Raw genomic sequence first — 20,849 nt, 5'->3', positions numbered from 1 at the left:
TCAGGCCATGCGAGAAGCCACCCTACATACCTACCAGAACACTCCGCGCGATGCTGTCGTGACCGAACGTGGCTACGCAGACGCAACGCTGTTCCCAATGCATCACCATCCACGTGGTCAGTTCGCTTATGCCGCAAGCGGGGTCATCACCGTGTTTACCGATGTCGGCAACTGGGTTGTTCCGCCCCAACGCGGTATCTGGGTTCCGGCACAACTCGCCCACTCCATGCAGATGCGTGGCCCCGTTACCCTGCACAATACCTATATCCGCAAACAAGCGGCCCAGCGGCTGGGGTTGCCGGGGCAGTGTCAGGTATTGGACGTGTCGCCGTTGTTGCGGCAATTGCTGGTCCAAGCAATCGATGTCCCCGCGCGATATGCCATCCAGGGACGTGATGGGCATTTGATGGGGCTGCTGCTCCATGAGATCGCCAGCATGCCCGCGCTTTCGCTCAATGCACCATTGCCGACAGAACCACGCCTTGCGATGGTCTGTCGCGAGTTTCTGACCCAGCCTTCGCTGGAGGTTGGTATCGACGAAATGGCCCGCCGTGCGGGGATGAGTCGCCGGACGTTTACCCGCCATTTTCGATTGCACACCGGAATCAGTTATCTCCAATGGCGACAGCAAGCCTGCCTGCTCGAAGCGATCGTTCGTCTGGGGAAAGGTCAGCCGGTCACACAGGTCGCCATGGCGTTGGGTTATAGCAGTTCAAGTGCGTTCACAACGGTTTTCAAACAGCTGCTGGGGGAAGTACCCAGTCGCTACTTCCCGGTGCGACAGGCTTAGGGCTCCAACGCTTTCAATCTCCCGAGTGTGTAAAAAGCCCCGAATCTGGAGGTGTTGTGTAAAACTCTTGTTTTGGTGACGATCACCGCCTACAGATCTCGCGAGGGACGCACATGATCGACGGTTCTGCTGTCTTGACAGTTTTTTTGGTCTACCTGGCTGGTGTCGTGATTCCTGGACCGAATTTCGTCGCGGTGGTCCATAAGGCGGTGGCTGCTACGCGCTCTGAAGCGTTGGCCTTGGTGGCGGGAATCGTGCTGGTCAACCTGTTCTGGTCCACCTGTGCGATTGCAGGTCTCGGGATCGTATTTGCTACGCTCCCTTGGGCTGCGCTGGTTGTAAAGGTTCTGGGTGCAGCCTACCTGATGTGGTTCGGATTCCGACTGCTGATCAACGCGGGGAGAAGTGCGCCTGGCCCGCTGAATGATGCCGTCGCCGGTAGTTGCCGCCAGTCCTTTATTCAGGGGTTGGTCACCAACATTGGCAACCCCAAGTCCATGGCTTTCTATGCCGCTGTTTTTTCAGCCGCGGCTCCCGCCTACGTCTCGCCAGGCACGTTTTTGTCGATGCTGGCAGTTGTCGTGGTGGTTTCCATGGCTTGGTATGGAATGGTCGCAATTGCGCTTTCACAGCCGAGGATTGCTTGCGCCTATCAAGGTAGGAAAAAAGCAATTGATCGACTGTGTGGTGGTTTGATTTTGTCTCTGGGGGTTCGCCAGCTGGTTTAGCGAGTAGCCGTTGCTGGGGCAAGCCTTCGTCGTTACGCGCCAGGTCGGTCTTGCGCTGACCGACCTGGCGCTGGACGAGGTGCCTGTACTGCCCCAGCGGTTCAAACCCCGGCGATGGCCTCGCGAACGAAGTCTTCGTAGGTGCGCAACGGACGCCCCAGGATCGCCTGCAGCCGTTCCACGGTTCCTTCAGCGGCCTGCATGCCAAACGTCTGGATACCGGACATCATCAGGCGCATGTCATAAGCCAGCCAGGCGGGACCGTACGTGGCCAATTGCGCTTCGAAGGCGGCCACATCGTCACCGCCGTAGGCGATCTCGCGACCTAGGGCGGAACTCCAGATCTTCGCCGCGGCGGCACCGGTCAGTGCTTGTGGGCCGACCAGCTCCAGCGTTACACGGTCCAGGGCCGAAGGTGCCCTGTCGCGTCGCAGCAACTCGGCAGCGGCGATATCGGCGATGTCGCGGGCATCGATCATCGAGACGCCCTTCGAGCCGATCGGCATCGGGTATACCGAGTAGTTCTGAATTGTCTGCTGGACCATCAGTTCGTTTTGCATGAAGTACGCCGGGCGCAGGATGGTCGCCGGGATGTCGAGGCTTTCGATCATGCGCTCGACCGTGTGCTTGCCGGTGAAGTGCGGAACGTGGGTGAACTTGTCAGCGTGAATCACCGACAGATAGACGATGCGCTCGATGCCGGCCTCGCGAGCGAGGTTCAAGGTGATGAGGGCTTGTGTCACCTCGTCGGGCGTCACGGCGTTGAGCAGGAACAGCGTACGTGCCGACACCAGCGCCTCGCGCAGCGAAGGGACATCGGTGAGGTCTGCAACGACTTCGGTGACGCCCGCCGGGAATGTTCCCTTGCCAGCCTGGCGCACGAGGGCTTTGACGTCGGCGCCTGCGTCGGCGAGGCGCTGGATGATGAGTGAACCGATGGTGCCCGTGGCGCCGGTAACGAGAATGCTCATGTTGAATCTCCTGCAAAAGGGTGGGTAGCCGGAAAAGTCCGCTACGGCCTTGTCGGCCCGTTGCGATGTTCAAACGATATTCCGTTGCAGAAACAAAACGAAGACGCCAGGATGTAGACACTCCGTTTCAAAAGTGGAACAGCATGAACCTGAACGCGCTGATCGATTTCACCCTCGTCGCAACGAACGAGGGGTTGGGCAAGGCAAGCCGTGCGAGCGGAATATCCAAGGCAACCTTGTCGCGCCGCATTGCCGACCTTGAGGAGCAATTGGGTGTCAGGCTGATCGAGCGCAGTGCACGTGGTCTGAAACTCACCGAGGCTGGAGAGCTGCTACTGAGCAGGGCCGAAGGGCCGTTGGCCGAGGTGGCCGAAGCCATGGCGGCGGCGAAGGAGGGCGTATCGACGCCTCGCGGACGCTTGCGTGTCGCTGCCCCGGTCCTGTTCTCGCAGCTTGCGATGGGCGGCATCGGCGCAGCGTTTTGTGCGGCTTATCCTGACGTCACGATCGAGGTCATTTCGGAGGATCGCGTGGTCGACCTCGTCGAGGAGCAATTTGATGTCGCCATCCGGATCAACCCCAGCCCGGACAGCAGCTTGGTCGGCCGCTGCTTCGCCAAGGACCGCCTGGTGGTGGTGGCCGCGCCAGGATTACCTCGGCCTGCACCCGGCGCCATTCGGTCAGTTCCCGGTATTGTGATGTCCAGTTTCGAGCCCACCCATTGGGCACTTGATGGCGGTCACCTGATTCTGGAACCGATCCCCAGGCTGCGCTTCTCTTCGTTCTTGATGGTCCGCGATGCAGCCATCGCCGGTGGAGGGGCTGCCCTGATTCCACAGTCCATCGCATGGAACCAGTTGGCCAGTGGCGAGTTGCTCCAGTGGGGCACGGTATCGGGGAAAGAGGCCGAACTCTGGGTCTTGCACACGTCCAGGCGTCTTGCTGCGCCGAAGGTGCGCGCATTTGTCGATTTCATGTGCGCCAGGTACCCGGACATGTCGTTGGTACTGAAGGGATAGACGTTCTTTGCAAAAGGCAGGGAGGTGCGCGTTGAGCCGGTGAAGGGGGCGGCAGCTTCGCGGAAGTACCGCTAAGCTCACCTCCATTGAGGGGACAAAAAAAGTCCCCCTAGGGATGCCAACATCTCTGGCAAGGGAGCCGCTAGCCATGAGTGCCGAACAGAGCCACTATCCCCAGGCCACCATTCTGGTGGTCGACGACACGCCTGATAATTTGCTGTTGATGACGGATCTGCTCAAGGATCGCTATCGGGTCAAGGCTGCGAACAGCGGTGAGAAAGCCCTGCGAGTGCTGCAGGGCGACACGCTACCGGACCTGATCCTGCTTGATGTAATGATGCCTGGGTTGTCCGGTCACGAGGTGGCGGACCAGCTCAAGCACAATCCGCGCACCTGCCACATTCCGATCATCTTCCTCACCGCCCTGGCGGCGATCGAGGATGAAATTCATGGCTTGGAGCTGGGAGCGGTCGACTACATCACCAAGCCGATCAGTCCACCGTTGGTTCTGGCGCGAGTGGATACCCAGCTCAAGCTCAAGGCGGCGGCAGACTTCCTGCGCGACCAGAACGATTACCTGGAGAAAGAGGTGCAGCGGCGTACCCGTGAGGTCATGGCCATCCAGGACGTGACCATCCAGGCCATGGCCTCACTGGCAGAGACTCGCGATAACGAGACCGGCAACCATATCCGGCGGACCCAGCACTACGTGAAGGTCCTGGCCGAGCGGCTGCGCGACCATCCTCGTTTCAGGCATTTCCTCAACGACGAAACGATCCGCCTGTTGTTCAAGTCGGCGCCGTTGCACGACATCGGCAAGATCGGCATTCCTGACCATATCCTCCTCAAGCCGGGGCGCTTTACCCCAGAGGAGTTCGAGATCATGAAGACCCATACCACGCTGGGACGCGATGCTATCCAGCGTGCCGAAGACCAACTGGGTGTTGCGGTGGACTTCCTCAGCCTGGCCAAGGAGATCGCCTACAGCCACCAGGAGAAATGGGACGGCAGTGGATACCCGCAGGCGTTGGCGGGTGACGACATTCCCATCAGCGCCCGGTTGATGGCGGTAGCGGATGTCTATGATGCCTTGATCAGTCGACGGGTGTACAAACTGGGCATGCCCCACGAGGAGGCCGTCGAGATCATCCGTCAGGGGCGAGGCTCGCATTTCGACCCAGACATCTGTGATGCCTTCCTGGCCCATGTCGAACAGTTCCAGGCCATTGCCGAGCGTTTCGCCGACAGCGATCAGGACATGGCCAAGCAGGCGGCCGCCCTGGAGCGTATCGCCCAGAAACCTTGAGCGAACGACTGCGAGCCGTCTTTCTAATTTCTTATCGTGGTCATTGGGGCATGTCATGTTCAGATTACGCACGTTGCTCGAGCGTCTCCCGCTTCGCCACAAGCTGATCCTCGGCTTTGCCACGCTCCTGCTTCTGGTGCTGGTACTCGGTGTGCAGAGTTTGCGTACCCAGGAGTCGCTGAAACGGGACATGCAGAATCTCTATCGTCAGGAACTGGTGGGCATGGAGCACCTGCACGAGGCGCGGGTGCAGTTGCCGCATCTGGTCCAGACGTTACAGCGTGCCGTGGGTACGAACAGCGCGGATATCCGCATTGAATCACTGAAACAGTTACGTGACATTCAAAGCCGTCTACAGCAGGCGCTCGCCCAAGCCAAACCGACCCTCAGGCGGCCGGAAAATCTCGCACGTCTCGCCGAGCTTGATGTGCTGCTGCAACAGCTGCAGCGTGATAGCGAACAGGCCTTTCAGTTGATTGATCAGGGTCGCCAGGGCCAGGCATTACTGCTGCTCAACAGCAGTGAGTTCCAGCAGCTCGACCAGCAGGCGGACGCCCTGTTGTACGCAGTCGCTCAGATCAAGGAAGCCTCGATACGCGACACCTCCAAGGACATTGCCGACTTTGCCGAGCGTAGTACAACGCTGACCTACATCCTGCTGCTCGGCGGATTATCGCTGGCGCTACTGCTTTGCTGGCTGGTCAGCCAGTCGATCCGCAACCCGATCAATCGAGTGCGAGCCGCCGTGGACCAGTTGGCTGCGGGAAAGCTCGACCAACCGATTCCGCACACTGACTTGAATAACGAGACCGGTGACCTGGCCCGGGCCATCGCTAAATTGCAGATCGAATCTCAACAATTGGAGCGCCAGCGGTCGGTCAAGGCGCAAATCGCCCAGTTGCAGATCGATCTGCAGCAGGCAGGGGCGCCCGGCGAACTGGCGAAGGTGTTCCTGCAGCATATGGCGAACCTGCTCGGCATTTGCCAGGGCGTTCTCTATAGCGCCCACCCGGACGCCACCAGACTGGTGCTGATGGGCGGCTATGCCACCGATTCCGAGCGACCACCGCAGGCGCAAGTCATGTTCGGCGATGGCCTGTTGGGCCAGTGTGCGGTCGATCGCCAAGCCCGCCAGATGCCGGCGCTGCCGGAGCAATATTGGCGCCTGCACTCGCAGCTTGGCGAGATTCCGGCCACTTGCCTGCTGCTGCAACCGATCCTGCGTGGCGAGCGGCTGCTGGGCGTGCTTGAACTTGCCGGATTAGAAGCCTTGGATGATGACCAGTCATTGCTGCTCCAGGAAGCCACCCCTCGCTTGGCTGCGGCGATGGCGATCCTGGAGCGTAACCAGGCCGTCCAGGCATTGCTGGAGGAGACCCGTCGTCAAGCCGATGAAATGGCCGGGCAAACGCTGCTGTTGGAGCGTCAGGCTCAGGAGCTCGAAGCCCAGCAATCGGCACTGCGTGCCACCGAGGCCTGGTATCGCGGGATCATCGAGGCGGCACCGGACGGCATGCTGGTGGTGGGCGCTGACGGACGCATCCTGCGGACCAACCAGCAATTGGATCGGTTGTTCGGCTACAGCGCCGGCGAGTTGGTGGGCGAGGCTATCGAGCGTCTGGTGCCGGTCGCGAGTCGCGGTCGCCACGTCGAGCTGCGCAATGGCTTCATAGCCCATGGTGATACTCGGCAGATGGGTGCCGGCCTGGACGACCTGCAGGGGGTGCGCAAGGACGGCAGTCTGTTTTCGGTGGAGATCGGCCTGTCGCGCCTGCCGAGCCTGGAAGGCCGTGGGGTATGCGTGTGCGCCTCGGTGCGCGACGTCAGCGAGCGTCGCCAATTGCAGGCAGCGCTCAAAGTCAGCGAAGCGCAACTGCGCGCGGTGCTCGACAGCAGCCCGGTGGCCATGCTGATCAGGGACATCGAAGGTCGTCCGACCTACTGCAACCCGCAGTTTGAACACCTGTTCGGCGTCGATATTGTTCAACTCGAAGGGATCGATCCGAGGCACTTCTGGGTGGATCAGCAGGCACACCAGCGCTTTATCGAGGCGGCGGAGCAGGGCGCGGTGATTAACTTCGAGGCTACTTTCCAGCGCAGTGAGGGGGAGCGCTTCGATGTGCTGGTTTCGGCGGTCACATTGGAGCAGCGCGAGCGAGTCATTCGCGCCAACTGGTACTTCGACATTACCGATCGCAAGGCCGCCGAGGCCGAGGTGCACCTGGCGAGGGAGATCGCCGAGGAAGCGACCCGGGCCAAGAGCGACTTCCTGGCCACCATGAGCCACGAGATCCGTACCCCGATGAACGCCATCATTGGCATGAGCCACCTGGCCCTGCGCACCGAACTGGACCATCGGCAGCGCAATTACATCGAGAAGGTACACCGCTCTGCGGAAAACCTGCTGGGGATCATCAACGACATCCTGGATTTCTCCAAGATCGAGGCCGGCAGGATGCACCTCGAGTACATTCCTTTCCACTTGGAAGACGTGCTCGAAGGCTTCGTCAGCATGATTGGCCTGAAGGTCGAGGACAAAGGCCTGGAACTGCTGTTCAGCAGCCCGGCGGGGCTGCCGACGGCGTTGATCGGCGATCCGTTGCGCCTGGGCCAGGTGTTGATCAACCTGGGCAACAATGCAGCAAAGTTCACGGAGCAGGGTGAGGTCGTGGTTGGCGTGGAACGACTGGGTGGCGGCGAGGAGCAGGCACAGTTGCATTTCTGGGTGCGCGACAGCGGCATCGGCATGAGCCCCGAGCAATGCAGTCGACTGTTCCAACCCTTTAGCCAGGCCGATAGCTCCACCACTCGCAAGTACGGTGGCACCGGTCTGGGCCTGGCCATCTCCAAGCACTTGGTGGAACTGATGGGTGGACGTATCTGGGTGGAGAGCGAACTCGGTCAGGGCTCTATCTTCCATTTCGAGGTGAGCCTCGGCGTGCAGCGCGACGCTCAGCCGCGGCGAATGTTTACTGCCGATGAGCTACTCGGCGTTCGCGTGCTGGTGGTCGACGACAACGCCAGCGCGCGCGAGATTCTCTCCAGCATGGCGCGCAGCTTTGGTGTGGAGGTGGACGTGGCGCAGAGTGGGCGCGAGGCGTTGGGGATGCTGGTGGAGGCGGAACGCAAGACACTGCCCTATGACCTGGTGTTGATGGACTGGCGCATGCCTGGCATGGACGGTGTGGAGACGGTGCGGCAGATGCACGCTGCCAATCTGGCGCAAACCCCATCAGTCATCATGGTCACCGCGTTCGGGCGCGAAGAGGCACGTGAGGTGGCCAGCCGGCACGGTATCCAGTTGCCGGTGGTGCTGACCAAACCGGTGACGCCGTCCACACTGCTTGAGGCTATCGGCACGGTGCTCGGCAAGCCCCCCCACGCCGATACCCGGGCCGGCGAACGATCTGGACAGAGTGCCAGTGCCGTGGCCAGCCTGCATGGCGCCCGGCTGCTGCTTGTCGAGGATAATGAGCTGAACCGCGAGCTGGCCTGCGAGCTGCTGGAGAGCGCTGGCATCGAGCTGTGTGTGGCCGTTAATGGCGAAGAGGCACTCGACCTGTTGGCGCGCGATGATGATTTCGACGGCGTACTGATGGACTGTCAGATGCCGGTCATGGATGGCTATACCGCAACCCGCAAGATTCGCGAGCAGTCGCGTTGGGCTGGGCTGCCGGTGATCGCCATGACGGCCGACGCCATGGCGGGAGACCGCGAGCGGGCTTTGGCCTGCGGCATGAACGACCATATCTCCAAACCGCTGAATGTCGAGAGCATGTTCGTCACATTGGCCAAATGGATACATCCTGCGCCCGGTCGTAACGCCCAGGCGCAGGAGATTTCAGCGCTGCCCATACCGGCTGGCGAGCACCTGCCCGCTGAACTTCCGGGTATCGACCAGAGAGCCGGCCTGGCCACTTGCATGGGCAAGGTAGACCTCTATCTGCGCCTGCTGCGCAAGTTCAGCTCCGGTCACCGTGCCTTCAGCACCGAGTTCCTGGCCGCCCGTGGCGATGATGATCGTTCAGCGTCGACACGCCTGGCCCATACCTTGCGCGGCACTGCGGGCAACATCGGCGCCAGGGACGTCGCGAGCGCTGCCGCCGACTTGGAGCAGGCTTGCCTGACCGGTGCCCAGGAGGAGGTCGTGGCTGACCGGTTGTTGGCGGTGGAGCATTGCCTGAACCAGGTGCTGGAAGGGCTGGCGGGGCTAATGCAGCCGCAACCATCCACAGAGTCGGTGCAGATGTCGCATTCTGACGCCGAGTTACAGGTGCGGTTGGCCCAAGTCAGGGATCTATTGGCCGAGAGTGACACGCAAGTGCTGACAGTCCTGTACCAGTTACCGGGACTGGCGTCAGATCCCAGGGTGGCCGAACAGTTGCGTCGGGTCGTTCAGCACGCCGAGCGCTTCGATTTCGACCAGGCCCTGGAGTTGCTGGAGAACTTGACCTGATTCAGTCAAAGGGCCGCGAGGCGATGACGTCAGAATCGTTCAGGCATGAGGCGATCCTGCTGTCGCTTTACGCTTCGACGGCAACAAGTCTCAATTTGTGGCAGTCGAACGGTCCAAGTTTTTCGCCACTTGCCGAGCGAACATCCATCGGCATGAGGGCCTGCCCGGACGTGTTGTCCAACAGCACGGAACGCGTTTCTCCCGGCTCGAACAGGAAGCGTTCGCCCCACTGTCGCAGGCTGACCACGACCGGGAAGATTTCCCGGCCTTTGTCCGTCAGGACGTACTCCTTGTAGGCGCTTCCATCGGACGCGGGTCGAACGTCGAACACCCCGACCTCGACCAACGCCTTGAGTCGCGAAGCCAGAATGTTCTTGGCCACGCCCAGGCTCTTCTGAAATTCGCTGAAGCGGCGAATGTTGTCGAATGCGTCACGAATGATCATGAGCGACCAGCGATCGCCAATCACATTCAGTGTCCTGGCTACCGGGCATTCGCTGTTTTGCGGTGAAGCGTTTTCCATTTTATTGACCTTCTGAAAAAGGATCGCAAGTCCGGTCGATGTCTGTGGTTGCAAATTGAAACCTGATCGAGCGACAATCCAGTCAGGTTTTTAATTGAAACCAGTTTAGCGCCAAGGAGACGCGCATGACAGCAGATGTCGACTGTTTCACCCAGCAGCCTTCGGACAATCACCCTGGTGGGGGCACGTGCTCCCGCGTAGGAGCTGTCGAGCGAAGCGAGGCTGCGATCTTTCCCCAGGCACATGAATCCCAAGGGAAAGATCAAAAGATCGCAGCCTTCGGCAGCTCCTACAGGGGGGCCACGGGTTCTTTGAATGAACAGCCTTACCCAGGGCTTTCGCCGACGCTCACGTTATTGTTTTCCGTGACCTGCGCACTGGCCGTCGCTAATGTCTACTTCGCCCAGCCCTTGCTCGCCTCGATGGCCGAGAGCCTGGGCGTCGCATCAGGATTGATCGGGGGGGTGGTGACGGCCACCCAGGTGGGTTACGCGCTGGGGTTGTTGTTCATCGTCCCGCTGGGGGACAGGGTCAACCGTAAACGACTGGTTTGCGCGCAATTGGTGTTGTCCGCGCTTGTGCTGGCGGCCGTCGGTGCAGCCCAGCATTGGTTGGCTTTGCTGGGTGCGATGAGCGTGATGGGATTGCTGGCGGTGGTTGTCCAAGTGCTGGTGGCCTATGCCGCCGTGCTGTCCACGCCCTCCCAACGGGGGCAGGCCGTGGGAACCGTCACCAGCGGTGTTGTCCTGGGTATTCTCCTGGCGCGGTTTACCTCTGGAGCGATTGCCGATCTGGCGGGCTGGCGCGGGGTTTATTTCGTTTCCTCGGGATTGATGCTGACCATCGCGGTAGTCTTCTGGGCAGTGGTGCCTGCCGCTGTGTCGTCACCTGACCGGCAGCCTTACCGGGCACTCATCCGGTCGCTGTTCAAGCTGTTCATGACCGAGCCGGTGCTACGGATCAGGGGGCTGCTGGCCTTGCTGATCTTTGCCGCGTTTTCGGTGTTATGGACCGCCATGGTGCTGCCGTTGAGCGCCGCGCCGCTGTCGCTTTCACACACGGCCATCGGCCTGTTTGGTCTGGCCGGCGTTGCCGGGGCCCTGGCAGCCAGAAGGGCCGGCCGGTGGGCCGATCAAGGCTCTGGACAGCGCGTTACCGGATGGTCGCTGGGGCTCCTGACGTTTTCCTGGCTGCCTATCGCGCTTACCGAGACCTCCCTGATCGCACTGGTGTGCGGCGTGGTGTTGCTCGACTTCGCAGTGCAAGCCGTGCATGTCACCAACCAGAACTTGATCTTCGCTGCACGGCCCGACGCGCAAAGTCGCATGGTCGGCGCCTATATGTGCTTCTACTCGGTGGGCAGCGCACTGGGCGCGGTGGCCGCGACTCAAGTCTATGCGCTGTGGGGCTGGACGGCGGTCAGCCTGCTAGGCGCCTTGATCAGCTTCGCCGCGTTGGCGGTGTGGGGGCTCTCGCTTCATTGCGGCCACTGCTCAAGCAGGATCGAGACGAACTTCTCCGCAGCCGGGGAGAGCGATGCGCCCCGGCGGTAGACCAGGCCCAGCGAGCGGTTTACCACCGGCTCGATCAGCGGCACGCTGACCAGCGTTGGATGATCCCCGGCCGGCATCGCCAGGCTGGGCATCGCCGACACGCCGAGGCCAGCCTCGACCAGTCCCAGCGACGTCGACAAGTGCTGCACTTCGTAAAACCACTGTGGGCGCCAGCTCAGGCCCGACAGTGCGTGGTCCAGCAGCATGCGGTTGCCGCTCAGGCGACCGACGCCGATCAGCCGATAATCACTGAGTTCTGACCAGGTAACCGCACTGCGTCCAGCCAGTTCATGATCGCGCCGGCAGGCCAGCACAAAAGGTTCGTTGACCAGGGGCACGAACTCGATGTCCGGATGCTGGCCGCTCATCATGTTGATGCCGAAGTCGGCTTCGCCGCGCAGCACCGCTTCGAGCCCTTCGTTGGCGCTGAGGTCGAGCAGGCGGATGCGGATTTTCGGGTAGCGCTCGTTATAGAGGCGAATCACCGAAGGCAGGAAATAAAAGGCCGCTGTAGGAATGCACGCCAAGGTCACCCGGCCGATCTGCCGCTCCGCCAGCTCGCGGATGTTGAGAATCGAGTCGTCGAAATCATCCAGCAGGCGCCGCGCCTTGGGCAGGAAATCACGCCCGACACTCGTCAGGCTGACCTTGCGGGTCGTGCGATCGAGCAAAGCGGTTCCCAGGCCTTCCTCGAGTTTTTTCATCCGTCGACTCAAGGCTGGTTGCGACAGATGCAGCGCGTCGGCGGCTTCGTGGAAACTGCCGAGTTCGGCGATTTTCACGAAAGATCGTATGTCCTGGAGTTCATATTCCATGTGCTACCTCACCGAGGAAGGGCAGTGCGCGATGGTAATGAGCGTAAAGCAATTCATTTGTGAAACGCAATAATCGCTCTGATCTTTGCATTGGAAACACTTTTCAAACCCTGCCACTCTTGTTTCCAGAGCATCAATTATCCAGATTGATTAACAAGAGTTAGTGAACATGCAGCGAATTCCTTGTGTGCTGATGCGCGGCGGTACGTCCAAAGGCCCGGTATTTCTCGCCTGGGATCTGCCGGTCGCCATCGCTGAACGTGATGAGCTGCTGCTCAACCTGATGGGCTCCGGCCATGAGTTGGAAATCGACGGCATCGGTGGCGGCAGTCCACAAACCAGCAAAGTGGCGATCGTCAGCCCATCGCTGCACCCTGACGCGGATGTCGATTATTTGTTCGTCCAGGTCATGGTTTCCCAGCGTCGGGTCGATACCGCCCCCAATTGCGGCAACATGCTCTGCGCCGTTGGCCCGTTCGCTATCGAGCAGGGACTGGTCAAGCCTTCCGGCAACCTGACCCGGGTGCGTATTCGCAACCTCAATACCGGGACCTTCGTGAATTCCGAAGTGCAAACGCCAGAAGGCAAAGTCCGCTATGAAGGCGACACCGCCATCGATGGCGTGCCCGGTACAGCGGCTCCGGTGCAACTGACCTTTCTCGATGCGGCGGGTAGCAAGACGGGGAAACTCTTTCCTACCGGACAACCCCAGGACCTGATCGACGGCATCCCGGTGACCTGCATCGACATGGCGATGCCGATGCTGATCGTTCAAGCCAGTCAGCTTGGCAAGCGCGGCGATGAAAGCCCTGCCGAACTGGACGCCGATAAAGCCTTCCTGCAGCGCCTGGAGTCCCTGCGCCTGAAAGCCGGCCTGGCCATGGGCTTGGGTGATGTCAGTGACAAGGTCATTCCCAAACCGGTGCTGGTGTCGCCGGCCAAGTCTGGCGGGACGGTCCAGGTGCGTTATTTCATGCCGCACAACTGTCACCGCGCCCTGGCGATCACCGGTTCCATCGGCCTGGCCACCGCATGCGTGACCGAGGGCAGTGTCGTCGCACAGTTGCTTGGCACCGTCAGTGAGCCGCGCTTGCAACAGGTTCGGATTGAGCACCCAAGCGGCGGTATCGATGTCGTACTGTCCTACACCGGTGAGAAGGGTGAGACCATTCGGGCTTCGGTAGTACGTACCGCGCGCCGGCTTTTCTCAGGTTACGTCTACGCCACGGCGTCCCAGCGGCTGGCCGGATAGCCCAGGCAGCCAGGGTCTTTTGCATCAGAACAATTCTAAAAATGGGTGATGCCATGAAAGTTGTTAAATCGCTCTACTTCCAGATCATCTGCGCTGTGCTGCTGGGCGTGGTCGTCGGGCACTTCTGGTCGCAACAGGCAATTGCCTTGAAGCCGCTGGGTGATGCCTTCATCAAGCTGATCAAGATGATGATCGCGCCGGTGGTGTTCTGCACCATTGTCACCGGCATCGCCGGCATGAGCGACAAGCGCTCGCTGGGGCGTTTATTGAGCAAGACCATGCTGTTGTTCCTGGCGCTGACGGTGATCAGCCTGATCATCGGCCTGGTGTCGGTCTACCTGTTCAAGCCCGGCGCGGGCATGAATATCGATCCGACGCAGTTGAGCACCCAAGGACTGTCGCAGTACACCGAATCCGCCGCGAAACTGAGCGTGGTGGACTTCTTCATGCACATCATTCCCGACACCTTCATCGGCGCTTTCAATAAAGGCGAGGTGCTGCCGGTGCTGTTTATCGCAGTGCTCTGTGGTTTTGCCCTGTCGTCCCTGGGCGAGCGCGGCAAGCCTGTGCTGGAGGTCCTGGAATCAGCTTCGCACATGGTGTTCAAGATTTTCTCCTACCTGATGCGTTTCGCTCCGATCGGCGCTTTCGGGGCCTTGGCCTTCACGGTGGGGCAGTACGGGATCACGTCGCTGGGCTCGCTGGCCAAGCTGATCATGACTTTGTATATCGCCTGCGCTTTCTTCGTCTTCGTGGTGTTGGGCAGTATTTGCCGGGCTCACGGTTTCAGCCTATGGAAGCTGCTGCGTTATCTGCGTGAAGAATTCCTGGTGGTGCTGGGGACGTCCTCGACCGAACCGGTGATGCCGCGGATGTTGGAAAAACTCCAGGCCCTGGGTTGCAAGAAAGGCGTCGTGGGGCTGGTACTGCCGACCGGTTACTCGTTCAACCTCGACGGCACGGCGATCTACCTGTCGCTGGCGGCGATCTTCATTGCCCAGGCCTGCAACATCGACCTGACGCTGACCCAGGTCATCACCATGCTGGCGATCATGCTGCTGTCGTCAAAGGGTGCCGCGGGTGTGACCGGCAGCGGGTTTGTCGCCCTGGCCTCGACCTTGACGGTCATCCACGACATTCCCCTGGCGGGCCTGGCCCTGTTGATCGGGATCGACCGGTTCATGTCCGAAGCGCGGGCGTTGACCAGCCTGGCGAGCAACGCCGTTGCGACCGTGGTGATTTCCCTTTCGGAGAATGCCTGCGACCGCGAAGTCCTGTTGCGGACCCTGGATGGCAAACCCGCCCTGACGCAGACCCAGGCAACGGACCCTGCCTGGGACGCCACGAAGGTCGCCAAACACATCTAGCCGCTCGCGGCTGACTCGACAGCAGCGCATCAGCTCACTCACTACCTGCGCCAGGCACTTTTGCGTGTTGCCTGGCGGGTTGGGGGGCGTGCGCCTGAATGTCAGCCAAGCTACTCATAACAACAAGAGAACTGACCTATGCTCGCTTTACTTGGCTTGGCCATGGTGGTGGTCTTTACCTTCCTGATAATGACCAAACGGTTGTCACCGATCGTCGCCCTGACGGTGGTGCCCATCGTCTTTGCCGTGCTCGGCGGCTTTGGCGGGACCACCGGCAAGATGATGTTGGACGGCCTGAAAATGGTCGCGCCGTCGGCGGCACTGTTGTTGTTCGCGATCCTGTTTTTCGGCCTGATGATCGACGCCGGTCTGTTCGACCCGTTGATCCGCAAGATCCTCAAGCGGGTCAATGGCGACCCGATGAAGATCGCCGTGGGCACCGCGCTGCTGTCGCTGTTGGTGGCGCTGGACGGTGACGGCACGACGACTTACATGATCACCTGTGCCGCGATGTTGCCGCTGTACAAACGCATCGGCATGAACCCGATGATCCTGGCGACTGTATCCATGCTTTCGTTGAGCATCATGAGCGGCATGACCCCTTGGGGCGGCCCGGCGACCCGGGCGATCGCAGCATTGGGCCTGGATGCCGGTGAGTACTTCGTGCCGTTGCTGCCGACCATGATCGGCGGTGCGATGTGGGTGGTGTTCACGGCGTTCCTGTTGGGCCGTGCCGAGCGCAAGCGCATCGGCAATGTCCAACTGCAAAGCGGCGGCGGCGACTGTTATATCAACGCGATTATGGAAGACACGCCGCACAAGCGTCCGAAGCTGGCCTACGTCAACCTGTTGCTGGTGGTCGCGGTGATGGTCGCGCTGGTGATGGGGCTCATGCATTCGGCGATCCTGTTCCTGATCGGTTTCGTCCTGGCGCTGATGATCAACTATCCGCAGCTGGACATTCAGAAGGAACGCATTCTCGCCCACTCGGGCAACGCCATGACCGTGGTCCTGCTGGTGTTTGCCGCGGGCATCTTCGCCGGGATTTTCTCCGGGACGAAAATGGTCGATGCGTTGGCACAAACCCTGGTCGACTGGATTCCGCCTTCCTGGGGCCATCTCTTCCCGCTGGTGGTGGCGATTACCAGCATGCCGTTGACCTTCGTATTGTCCAACGATGCCTACTACTTCGGTGTCGTGCCGATCCTGGCCAATGCCGCGGCGGCCTACGGGATTGATCCGGTCGAAATTGCCCGGGCGTCCATTCTCGGCCAGCCGGTGCACCTGATGAGCCCGCTGGTGGCCTCGACCTTGTTGCTGGTGGGCATGGTCGACCGCGACCTGGGCGACTTCCAGAAAGCCACCGTCAAATGGGCGGTGCTCACGTCCCTGGTGATTACCGCGCTGGCCCTGCTGACCGGGGCACTGACGCTGTTTTCCTGATTCACCCGACAACCTTAGCTTCTGGCCTGACACGCCTGCGCAAGCGGGTGTGCGCTGGTTTGCACGCCAAATAACAACAACGAGTAGCTCGAAATGACCACTTTGCTTACCCGCGGGGCTTTGTTTCCAATCCTTGGGCTGTTGCCCCTGGCCTCGGCCAGCGCCGAAGGTTTCATCGACGACAGCAAGCTCAAGCTGCAATTGCGCAACGTCTACTTCAACGAAAATTTTCGCGATGAGCACGGGATGAGCGCACGGGCGGCGAGGACCGCCAAGAGTGAACGCACCGAATGGGCCCAGGGCTTCCTGCTGGATTACCAGTCAGGCTTTACGCCGGGCACCATCGGCTTCGGGGTCGATGCCCTGGGCCTGCTCGGGGTCAAGCTCGACTCCGGGCGTGGCCGCAGCGGCACTGGCCTGCTACCGGTGCATGACGACGGTCGCGCCGCCGACGAGTTCGCCAGCGCAGGGATGACCGCCAAGGCCAGGCTGGCCAAGACCACGCTCAAATACGGCACGTTGCTGCCCAAGACCCCGGTGCTGGTCTACAACGATGCGCGGCTGTTGCCCCAGACTTACCAGGGCACCCAGATCAGCAGCACTGACGTCGACAACCTCACCGTCACCGGTGGCTATCTGGAGCGTTTCAAACTGCGCGATTCGAGTGACAGCATGCCTATCGTGCCCGATGGCTACGGCGGCGATAAGTCCGGTGACTTCAGCTATGCCGGTGCCGACTACAAGTTGGGCAAAAACATCCGCCTGAGCTATTTCTATGGCGAGCTGGAGAATTTCTATCGACAGAATTTTGCCGGCATCCAGCATGATCTGCCCTTGGGCGCTGGGGTATTGACCAGCGACCTGCGCTACTTCAACAGCGTCGATTCGGGTTCGGCCTACGGCGGCAAGATCGACAACGACATGCTCAGCGGATCGCTGTCCTACGCCATTGTCGGCCACACACTGAGCGCCGGCTATCAAACCCTCAGCGGCGAGGCGGGCCTGCCTTATGTCAGCGGCGCCACGGTGTACTCCTTCAGCAACGTCGGGATCGGCAAGTTCATCGAGGAAGACGAGAAGACCTGGATGCTCGGGTACGGCTACGACTTCGCTCGCCTCGGTGTGCCCGGCCTGACATTTTCCACCCGCTACCTGAGCGGCAACGACGGCAAGTCCAACACCACGGTCAAAGAGTGGGAGCGTGACGCAGAAATCGCTTACGTGGTGCAGCAGGGTACGTTCAAGGGGCTGGGGGTGAAGCTGCGCAACTACGTCTATCGCTCGGACTTTTCCCGTGGCCGTGACAGCAACCGGGTCTACTTCACCTACGATGTCGCTCTTTGGTAGGGCATGCGGTTCACTTAAGAAAAAGATGGACCTGTGGCGAGGGAGCTTGCTCCCGCTCGGCTGCGAAGCAGTCGTGAACCGGCGGGTGCAGTGTGTCTGTGTTACGCGTTCGGCAGGTTTTGGGGCCGCTTCGCGACCCAGCGGGAGCAAGCTCCCTCGCCACGGTTCTCTCGGTGGCCCCGCGCTCATCACTGTGGCCCGGTTCGATTCTTTGCGACATCATGGCGTCAATTTTCTTTGGGGCAATGCCCGTCGAGGCCGCTATGGATCGCAACCGAGACCGACGTAACAACCTTTCCCTGGATGGCCTGAATTTTTTCCTCGCGGATGTGCGTGATGGACTGGGCCCTTACCTGGCGATCTACCTGCTGGCGGTGCATCGCTGGGACCCGGCCAGCATCGGTGTGGTGATGACGGTGGCGGCGATGGCCGGCCTCGTTGCCCAGGCGCCCGCCGGCGCGCTGATCGACCGGGTGCGCAGCAAACGTGCCGTGGTGGCTGTGGCTGCCTTGATGGTGACGCTGGGTTGCCTGGTGCTACCGTTCACGTCTTCCTTCGGCCTGGTGGCGCTGACCCAGGCCCTCGGCGCCGTGGCGGCATCGGTCTTCGCGCCGGCCATTGCGGCCATCTCCCTGGGCATTACCGGCGCCCGGGCCTTTACGCGGCGCACTGGGCGCAACGAGACATTCAACCACGCGGGCAATGCCTGCGCAGCGCTGCTGGCGGGTGGGTTCGCCTGGCTGTTCGGTCCCATTGCGGTGTTCTACCTGATGGCCGCGATGGCATTGGCCAGCATCGTGGCGGTCAGCTGCGTGTCCGCCGAGGCCATCGACCATGACGTGGCCCGGGGCCTGGAGGCCGGCCAGTCGGTGCAAGGCCCGACGCCCTCGGCGCTGCGCGTGTTGCTGGATAACCGCACGCTGCTGTTGTTCGCCATCTGCTGCGGGCTGTTTCACCTGGCGAACGCGGCGATGCTCCCGCTGGTCAGCCAGAAACTCGCCCAGGCCAATGCCCACCTGGCCACGCCGCTGACGTCGGCCTGTATCGTCGCGGCGCAACTGGTCATGGTGCCCATGGCGTGGCTGGTCGGCGTCAAGGCCGATGCCTGGGGACGCAAGCCGTTGTTGCTGGCCGGCTTCCTGATCCTGCCCATTCGAGGTGTGTTGTACGTGCTCTCGGATGATCCCTATTGGTTGGTGGCGGTGCAGTTGCTCGATGGGATCGGTGCCGGGTTGTTTGGCGCGCTGTTTCCCTTGGTGGTCAAGGACCTGACCCAGGGCACCGGGCGTTTCAACGTCAGCCTCGGGGTGCTGTCGACGGTGTTCGGGTTCGGCGCGGCGTTGAGTAACAGCCTGGCCGGTTTTGTGGTGCAAGGGGCTGGCTACAGCGCGGCGTTCCTGACCCTGGCGGCGATTGCTGCGTTGGCATTTGGTCTGTTGCTGGCGATGCCCGAGACTTTCATGCCCAGCCGCGCCCCACAGCCCGGCACGCTTACGGTCGCTGACGGCGGGGTCGCCTGAGCCTGCGTATCACCTATGTGTGAGCGAGCTTGCTCGCGATGGCGACCGGCAATCAGAGCCTGGGTACCGGCCGTTCCACGACACTCCAATAGGACGAGGTGTCGATGAGGCTCAAAACGCGCCCTTGGTCCATGTCCTGGTTCAGCACGCCTCGTATCAAATCACCGGCCAACCAGCTCGCCGTATTAGCTGCCAATACTCGACCTTCGGCATTGAGCAACAGCGCTTCATTGCTGACTCTCATCAGGCTGCGCACGAGCAAGGGTTCCAACGAGTGCAGGGAGATGTCGGCGGCGGCAACGCCAATGAAGCGATCATCGAAAAAAATCGGCACGGAGAAGGCAACGATGTACTGCTCGGTGCCATACAAGTCGACAAAAGGCCCGTCTATGGAGGGCTGGCGAGTCTGCTGCGGACGGGTGTACCAAGGCATGTGCAGGTAATCGTAGAAACGATCGCTGCGGCTATCGAGATTCAGCTGCAAAGGCTGGACTTGTTCGTTCTGGGTCCGGCACCACCACTGCAGGTGCATCTCGCAATCTTCCAGCTCACCAGGGGCGAAAACCACGCCAGCGCCATGAAACTTGAGACTCTCGGAGTCAAGGATCTGCCGGACGCCAGCCAACAATGGCTTGAGGTCGCGTTGATTGGGGCGCCTGGTCTTGCACCGTTGCCGTTCCCAAATGCTCGATACCTGGGCGCCCAGGTCGTTGAGACCCTTGAAGACGTTACCAATGGAAGCGTTGATCAACGTTGCGCATTGGGATAACCCATTTGCTGACATTTCGTTATCCATGGCTCTAACTCATGCCTCGGAAGGGACAGTGCGGTGTTTGCTGGCGACACGGACAGGCTGTCGGGCGGTGTTTGGAGTCAGTTGTTGAGCAAGATCTGTTCCAGTCATCAGGCATCTTGCGCCATCTGCTGCAAGCGTATGGCGGTCAAACGCCGGACGCCGCGAGCAACATGGGCTTCGGCCAGTGCCCCCGCCAGATTGGCATCGTTCGCAATGATGGCCTCCAGAATCGCCCTGTGTTCCCGCTCGATCACTTGGGGATCCGGTTGCTCATCAAATGGCAACCATAACAACTCCCCCAGTTCCGCCTGCAAGCGGGCCTCGCTGTGGGTCAGCCGTACCGACTGCGACGCCACGGCAATTTCGATGTGGAACCTGGCGTCGGCACGTCGGCGCTCCAGACGTTCTTGTGCCTTGGCCAGCGCATCGATGTAGCCACCCAGCCGCGCATGTTGCTCAGGGCCGGCGCGTTGGGCTGCCAAGCGGGCGGCGGCGCCTGAAATGGCTGCGTGCTCGTCGGCCAGGTCACGCAATTCAAGCGTGCTCATTTCACGCAATTGATCGAACAACGCCTGATCGGTGGTTTGTGGGGCGGCGCAGATAAAGCTGCCGCCGTTGCGTCCACGCCGGGTTTCGATGACCCCGCGCTCTCGCAAGGCAGCCAACGCATCGCGCAGGGTGACCGTGGCGACGCCGAGTTGGGTGGCCAGGGTACTTTCGCTGGGGAGCTGTTCACCTTCGACCAGCAACCCCAGGTCAATCATTTCAACCAGGCGGCGGGTGACGGATTCCGTTTTCCCTTCCTGACTGAGGCGTATGAGACTTGATGTAGGGCTCATGGTTGTTTCATTCATTGGCGGCGTCGTCGACGCCTGGACTAAAAAAATTCTATTTCATAGTTCAAAGGCATTTTCAGGGGCCATTGGCGCGGAATTCTAGGGGCGAAAAGGCGTTAAAGTCAAA

16 protein-coding genes are annotated in these 20,849 nt (G+C 60.9%); 11 read left to right on the top strand and 5 right to left on the bottom strand.

Translation table 11 applies throughout. The features are described 5' to 3' along the window. Positions 1 to 7 precede the first annotated feature (7 nt). Together AB4Z20_RS05310 and AB4Z20_RS05305 are read left to right on the top strand one after the other, a co-directional pair. The gene (locus tag AB4Z20_RS05310) at positions 8 to 790 is read left to right on the top strand and encodes an AraC family transcriptional regulator (protein WP_253473706.1); all 783 of its coding nucleotides are present in this window, start codon (positions 8 to 10) and stop codon (positions 788 to 790) included. Positions 791 to 903: 113 nt separating this feature from the next. Beyond that, entirely contained in the window at positions 904 to 1,518 is a 615-nt protein-coding gene (locus tag AB4Z20_RS05305) for a LysE family translocator (protein WP_253473708.1), read from the top strand. A gap of 101 nt (positions 1,519 to 1,619) precedes the next feature. On the opposite strand, the gene AB4Z20_RS05300 is transcribed toward AB4Z20_RS05305, so the two are convergent. Next, positions 1,620 to 2,489 carry an NmrA family NAD(P)-binding protein gene (locus AB4Z20_RS05300; RefSeq protein ID WP_442089470.1) on the bottom strand — a complete coding sequence of 290 codons (870 nt, stop codon included), beginning with the start codon at positions 2,487 to 2,489 and terminating at the stop codon, positions 1,620 to 1,622. 143 nt (positions 2,490 to 2,632) lie between these two features. On the opposite strand from AB4Z20_RS05300, the gene AB4Z20_RS05295 reads away from it, so the two are divergent. The 3 genes from AB4Z20_RS05295 (at position 2,633) to AB4Z20_RS05285 (ending at position 9,270) form a co-directional block, all read left to right on the top strand. Next, entirely contained in the window at positions 2,633 to 3,508 is an 876-nt protein-coding gene (locus tag AB4Z20_RS05295; protein ID WP_442089469.1) for a LysR family transcriptional regulator, read from the top strand. 148 nt (positions 3,509 to 3,656) lie between these two features. Next, positions 3,657 to 4,814, top strand: a complete 1,158-nt coding sequence (locus AB4Z20_RS05290; RefSeq protein ID WP_442089468.1) for an HD-GYP domain-containing protein — start codon at positions 3,657 to 3,659, stop codon at positions 4,812 to 4,814. Between the two features lie 55 nt (positions 4,815 to 4,869). Continuing rightward, the gene (locus tag AB4Z20_RS05285; protein ID WP_442089467.1) at positions 4,870 to 9,270 is read left to right on the top strand and encodes a response regulator; all 4,401 of its coding nucleotides are present in this window, start codon (positions 4,870 to 4,872) and stop codon (positions 9,268 to 9,270) included. 67 nt (positions 9,271 to 9,337) lie between these two features. On the opposite strand, the gene AB4Z20_RS05280 is transcribed toward AB4Z20_RS05285, so the two are convergent. Beyond that, positions 9,338 to 9,793 carry a winged helix-turn-helix transcriptional regulator gene (locus tag AB4Z20_RS05280; protein ID WP_442089466.1) on the bottom strand — a complete coding sequence of 152 codons (456 nt, stop codon included), beginning with the start codon at positions 9,791 to 9,793 and terminating at the stop codon, positions 9,338 to 9,340. A gap of 125 nt (positions 9,794 to 9,918) precedes the next feature. Between AB4Z20_RS05280 and AB4Z20_RS05275 the strand changes: the two genes are divergently transcribed. After that, positions 9,919 to 11,346 carry an MFS transporter gene (locus tag AB4Z20_RS05275; protein WP_442089465.1) on the top strand — a complete coding sequence of 476 codons (1,428 nt, stop codon included), beginning with the start codon at positions 9,919 to 9,921 and terminating at the stop codon, positions 11,344 to 11,346. Here the strand turns inward: AB4Z20_RS05275 and AB4Z20_RS05270 are convergent. Next, positions 11,271 to 12,161, bottom strand: coding sequence for a LysR family transcriptional regulator (locus AB4Z20_RS05270; protein WP_024777250.1), 891 nt, complete (start codon positions 12,159 to 12,161; stop codon positions 11,271 to 11,273). The genes AB4Z20_RS05275 and AB4Z20_RS05270 overlap by 76 nt on opposite strands. A 169-nt stretch (positions 12,162 to 12,330) precedes the next feature. On the opposite strand from AB4Z20_RS05270, the gene AB4Z20_RS05265 reads away from it, so the two are divergent. The 5 genes from AB4Z20_RS05265 (at position 12,331) to AB4Z20_RS05245 (ending at position 19,090) form a co-directional block, all read left to right on the top strand. Beyond that, a complete protein-coding gene (locus tag AB4Z20_RS05265; RefSeq protein WP_253473720.1) occupies positions 12,331 to 13,413 on the top strand; it encodes a 4-oxalomesaconate tautomerase in 1,083 nt (360 codons plus the stop codon). A 41-nt stretch (positions 13,414 to 13,454) separates the two neighbouring features. After that, positions 13,455 to 14,780 carry a dicarboxylate/amino acid:cation symporter gene (locus tag AB4Z20_RS05260; RefSeq protein WP_214509268.1) on the top strand — a complete coding sequence of 442 codons (1,326 nt, stop codon included), beginning with the start codon at positions 13,455 to 13,457 and terminating at the stop codon, positions 14,778 to 14,780. 138 nt (positions 14,781 to 14,918) lie between these two features. Then, entirely contained in the window at positions 14,919 to 16,223 is a 1,305-nt protein-coding gene (locus tag AB4Z20_RS05255; RefSeq protein WP_253473722.1) for a CitMHS family transporter, read from the top strand. A gap of 93 nt (positions 16,224 to 16,316) precedes the next feature. After that, complete coding sequence (locus AB4Z20_RS05250) at positions 16,317 to 17,570, top strand: OprD family porin (RefSeq protein WP_442089464.1); 1,254 nt, start codon at positions 16,317 to 16,319, stop codon at positions 17,568 to 17,570. A gap of 263 nt (positions 17,571 to 17,833) precedes the next feature. Then, positions 17,834 to 19,090, top strand: coding sequence for an MFS transporter (locus AB4Z20_RS05245; RefSeq protein WP_320390290.1), 1,257 nt, complete (start codon positions 17,834 to 17,836; stop codon positions 19,088 to 19,090). Positions 19,091 to 19,142: 52 nt separating this feature from the next. Here the strand turns inward: AB4Z20_RS05245 and AB4Z20_RS05240 are convergent, their stop codons facing one another. Then, on the bottom strand, positions 19,143 to 19,886 hold the full coding sequence (locus AB4Z20_RS05240; RefSeq protein ID WP_013693025.1) for a PDC sensor domain-containing protein: 744 nt from the start codon (positions 19,884 to 19,886) through the stop codon (positions 19,143 to 19,145). Positions 19,887 to 19,993: 107 nt separating this feature from the next. Next, entirely contained in the window at positions 19,994 to 20,725 is a 732-nt protein-coding gene (locus tag AB4Z20_RS05235) for a FadR/GntR family transcriptional regulator (protein WP_013693026.1), read from the bottom strand. Positions 20,726 to 20,849: the final 124 nt, after the last annotated feature.

The organism is Pseudomonas sp. KB_12 (assembly GCF_052114545.1).
GTDB lineage: Bacteria > Pseudomonadota > Gammaproteobacteria > Pseudomonadales > Pseudomonadaceae > Aquipseudomonas > Aquipseudomonas brassicacearum.
This window is presented reverse-complemented; position numbering and strand designations above follow the sequence as displayed.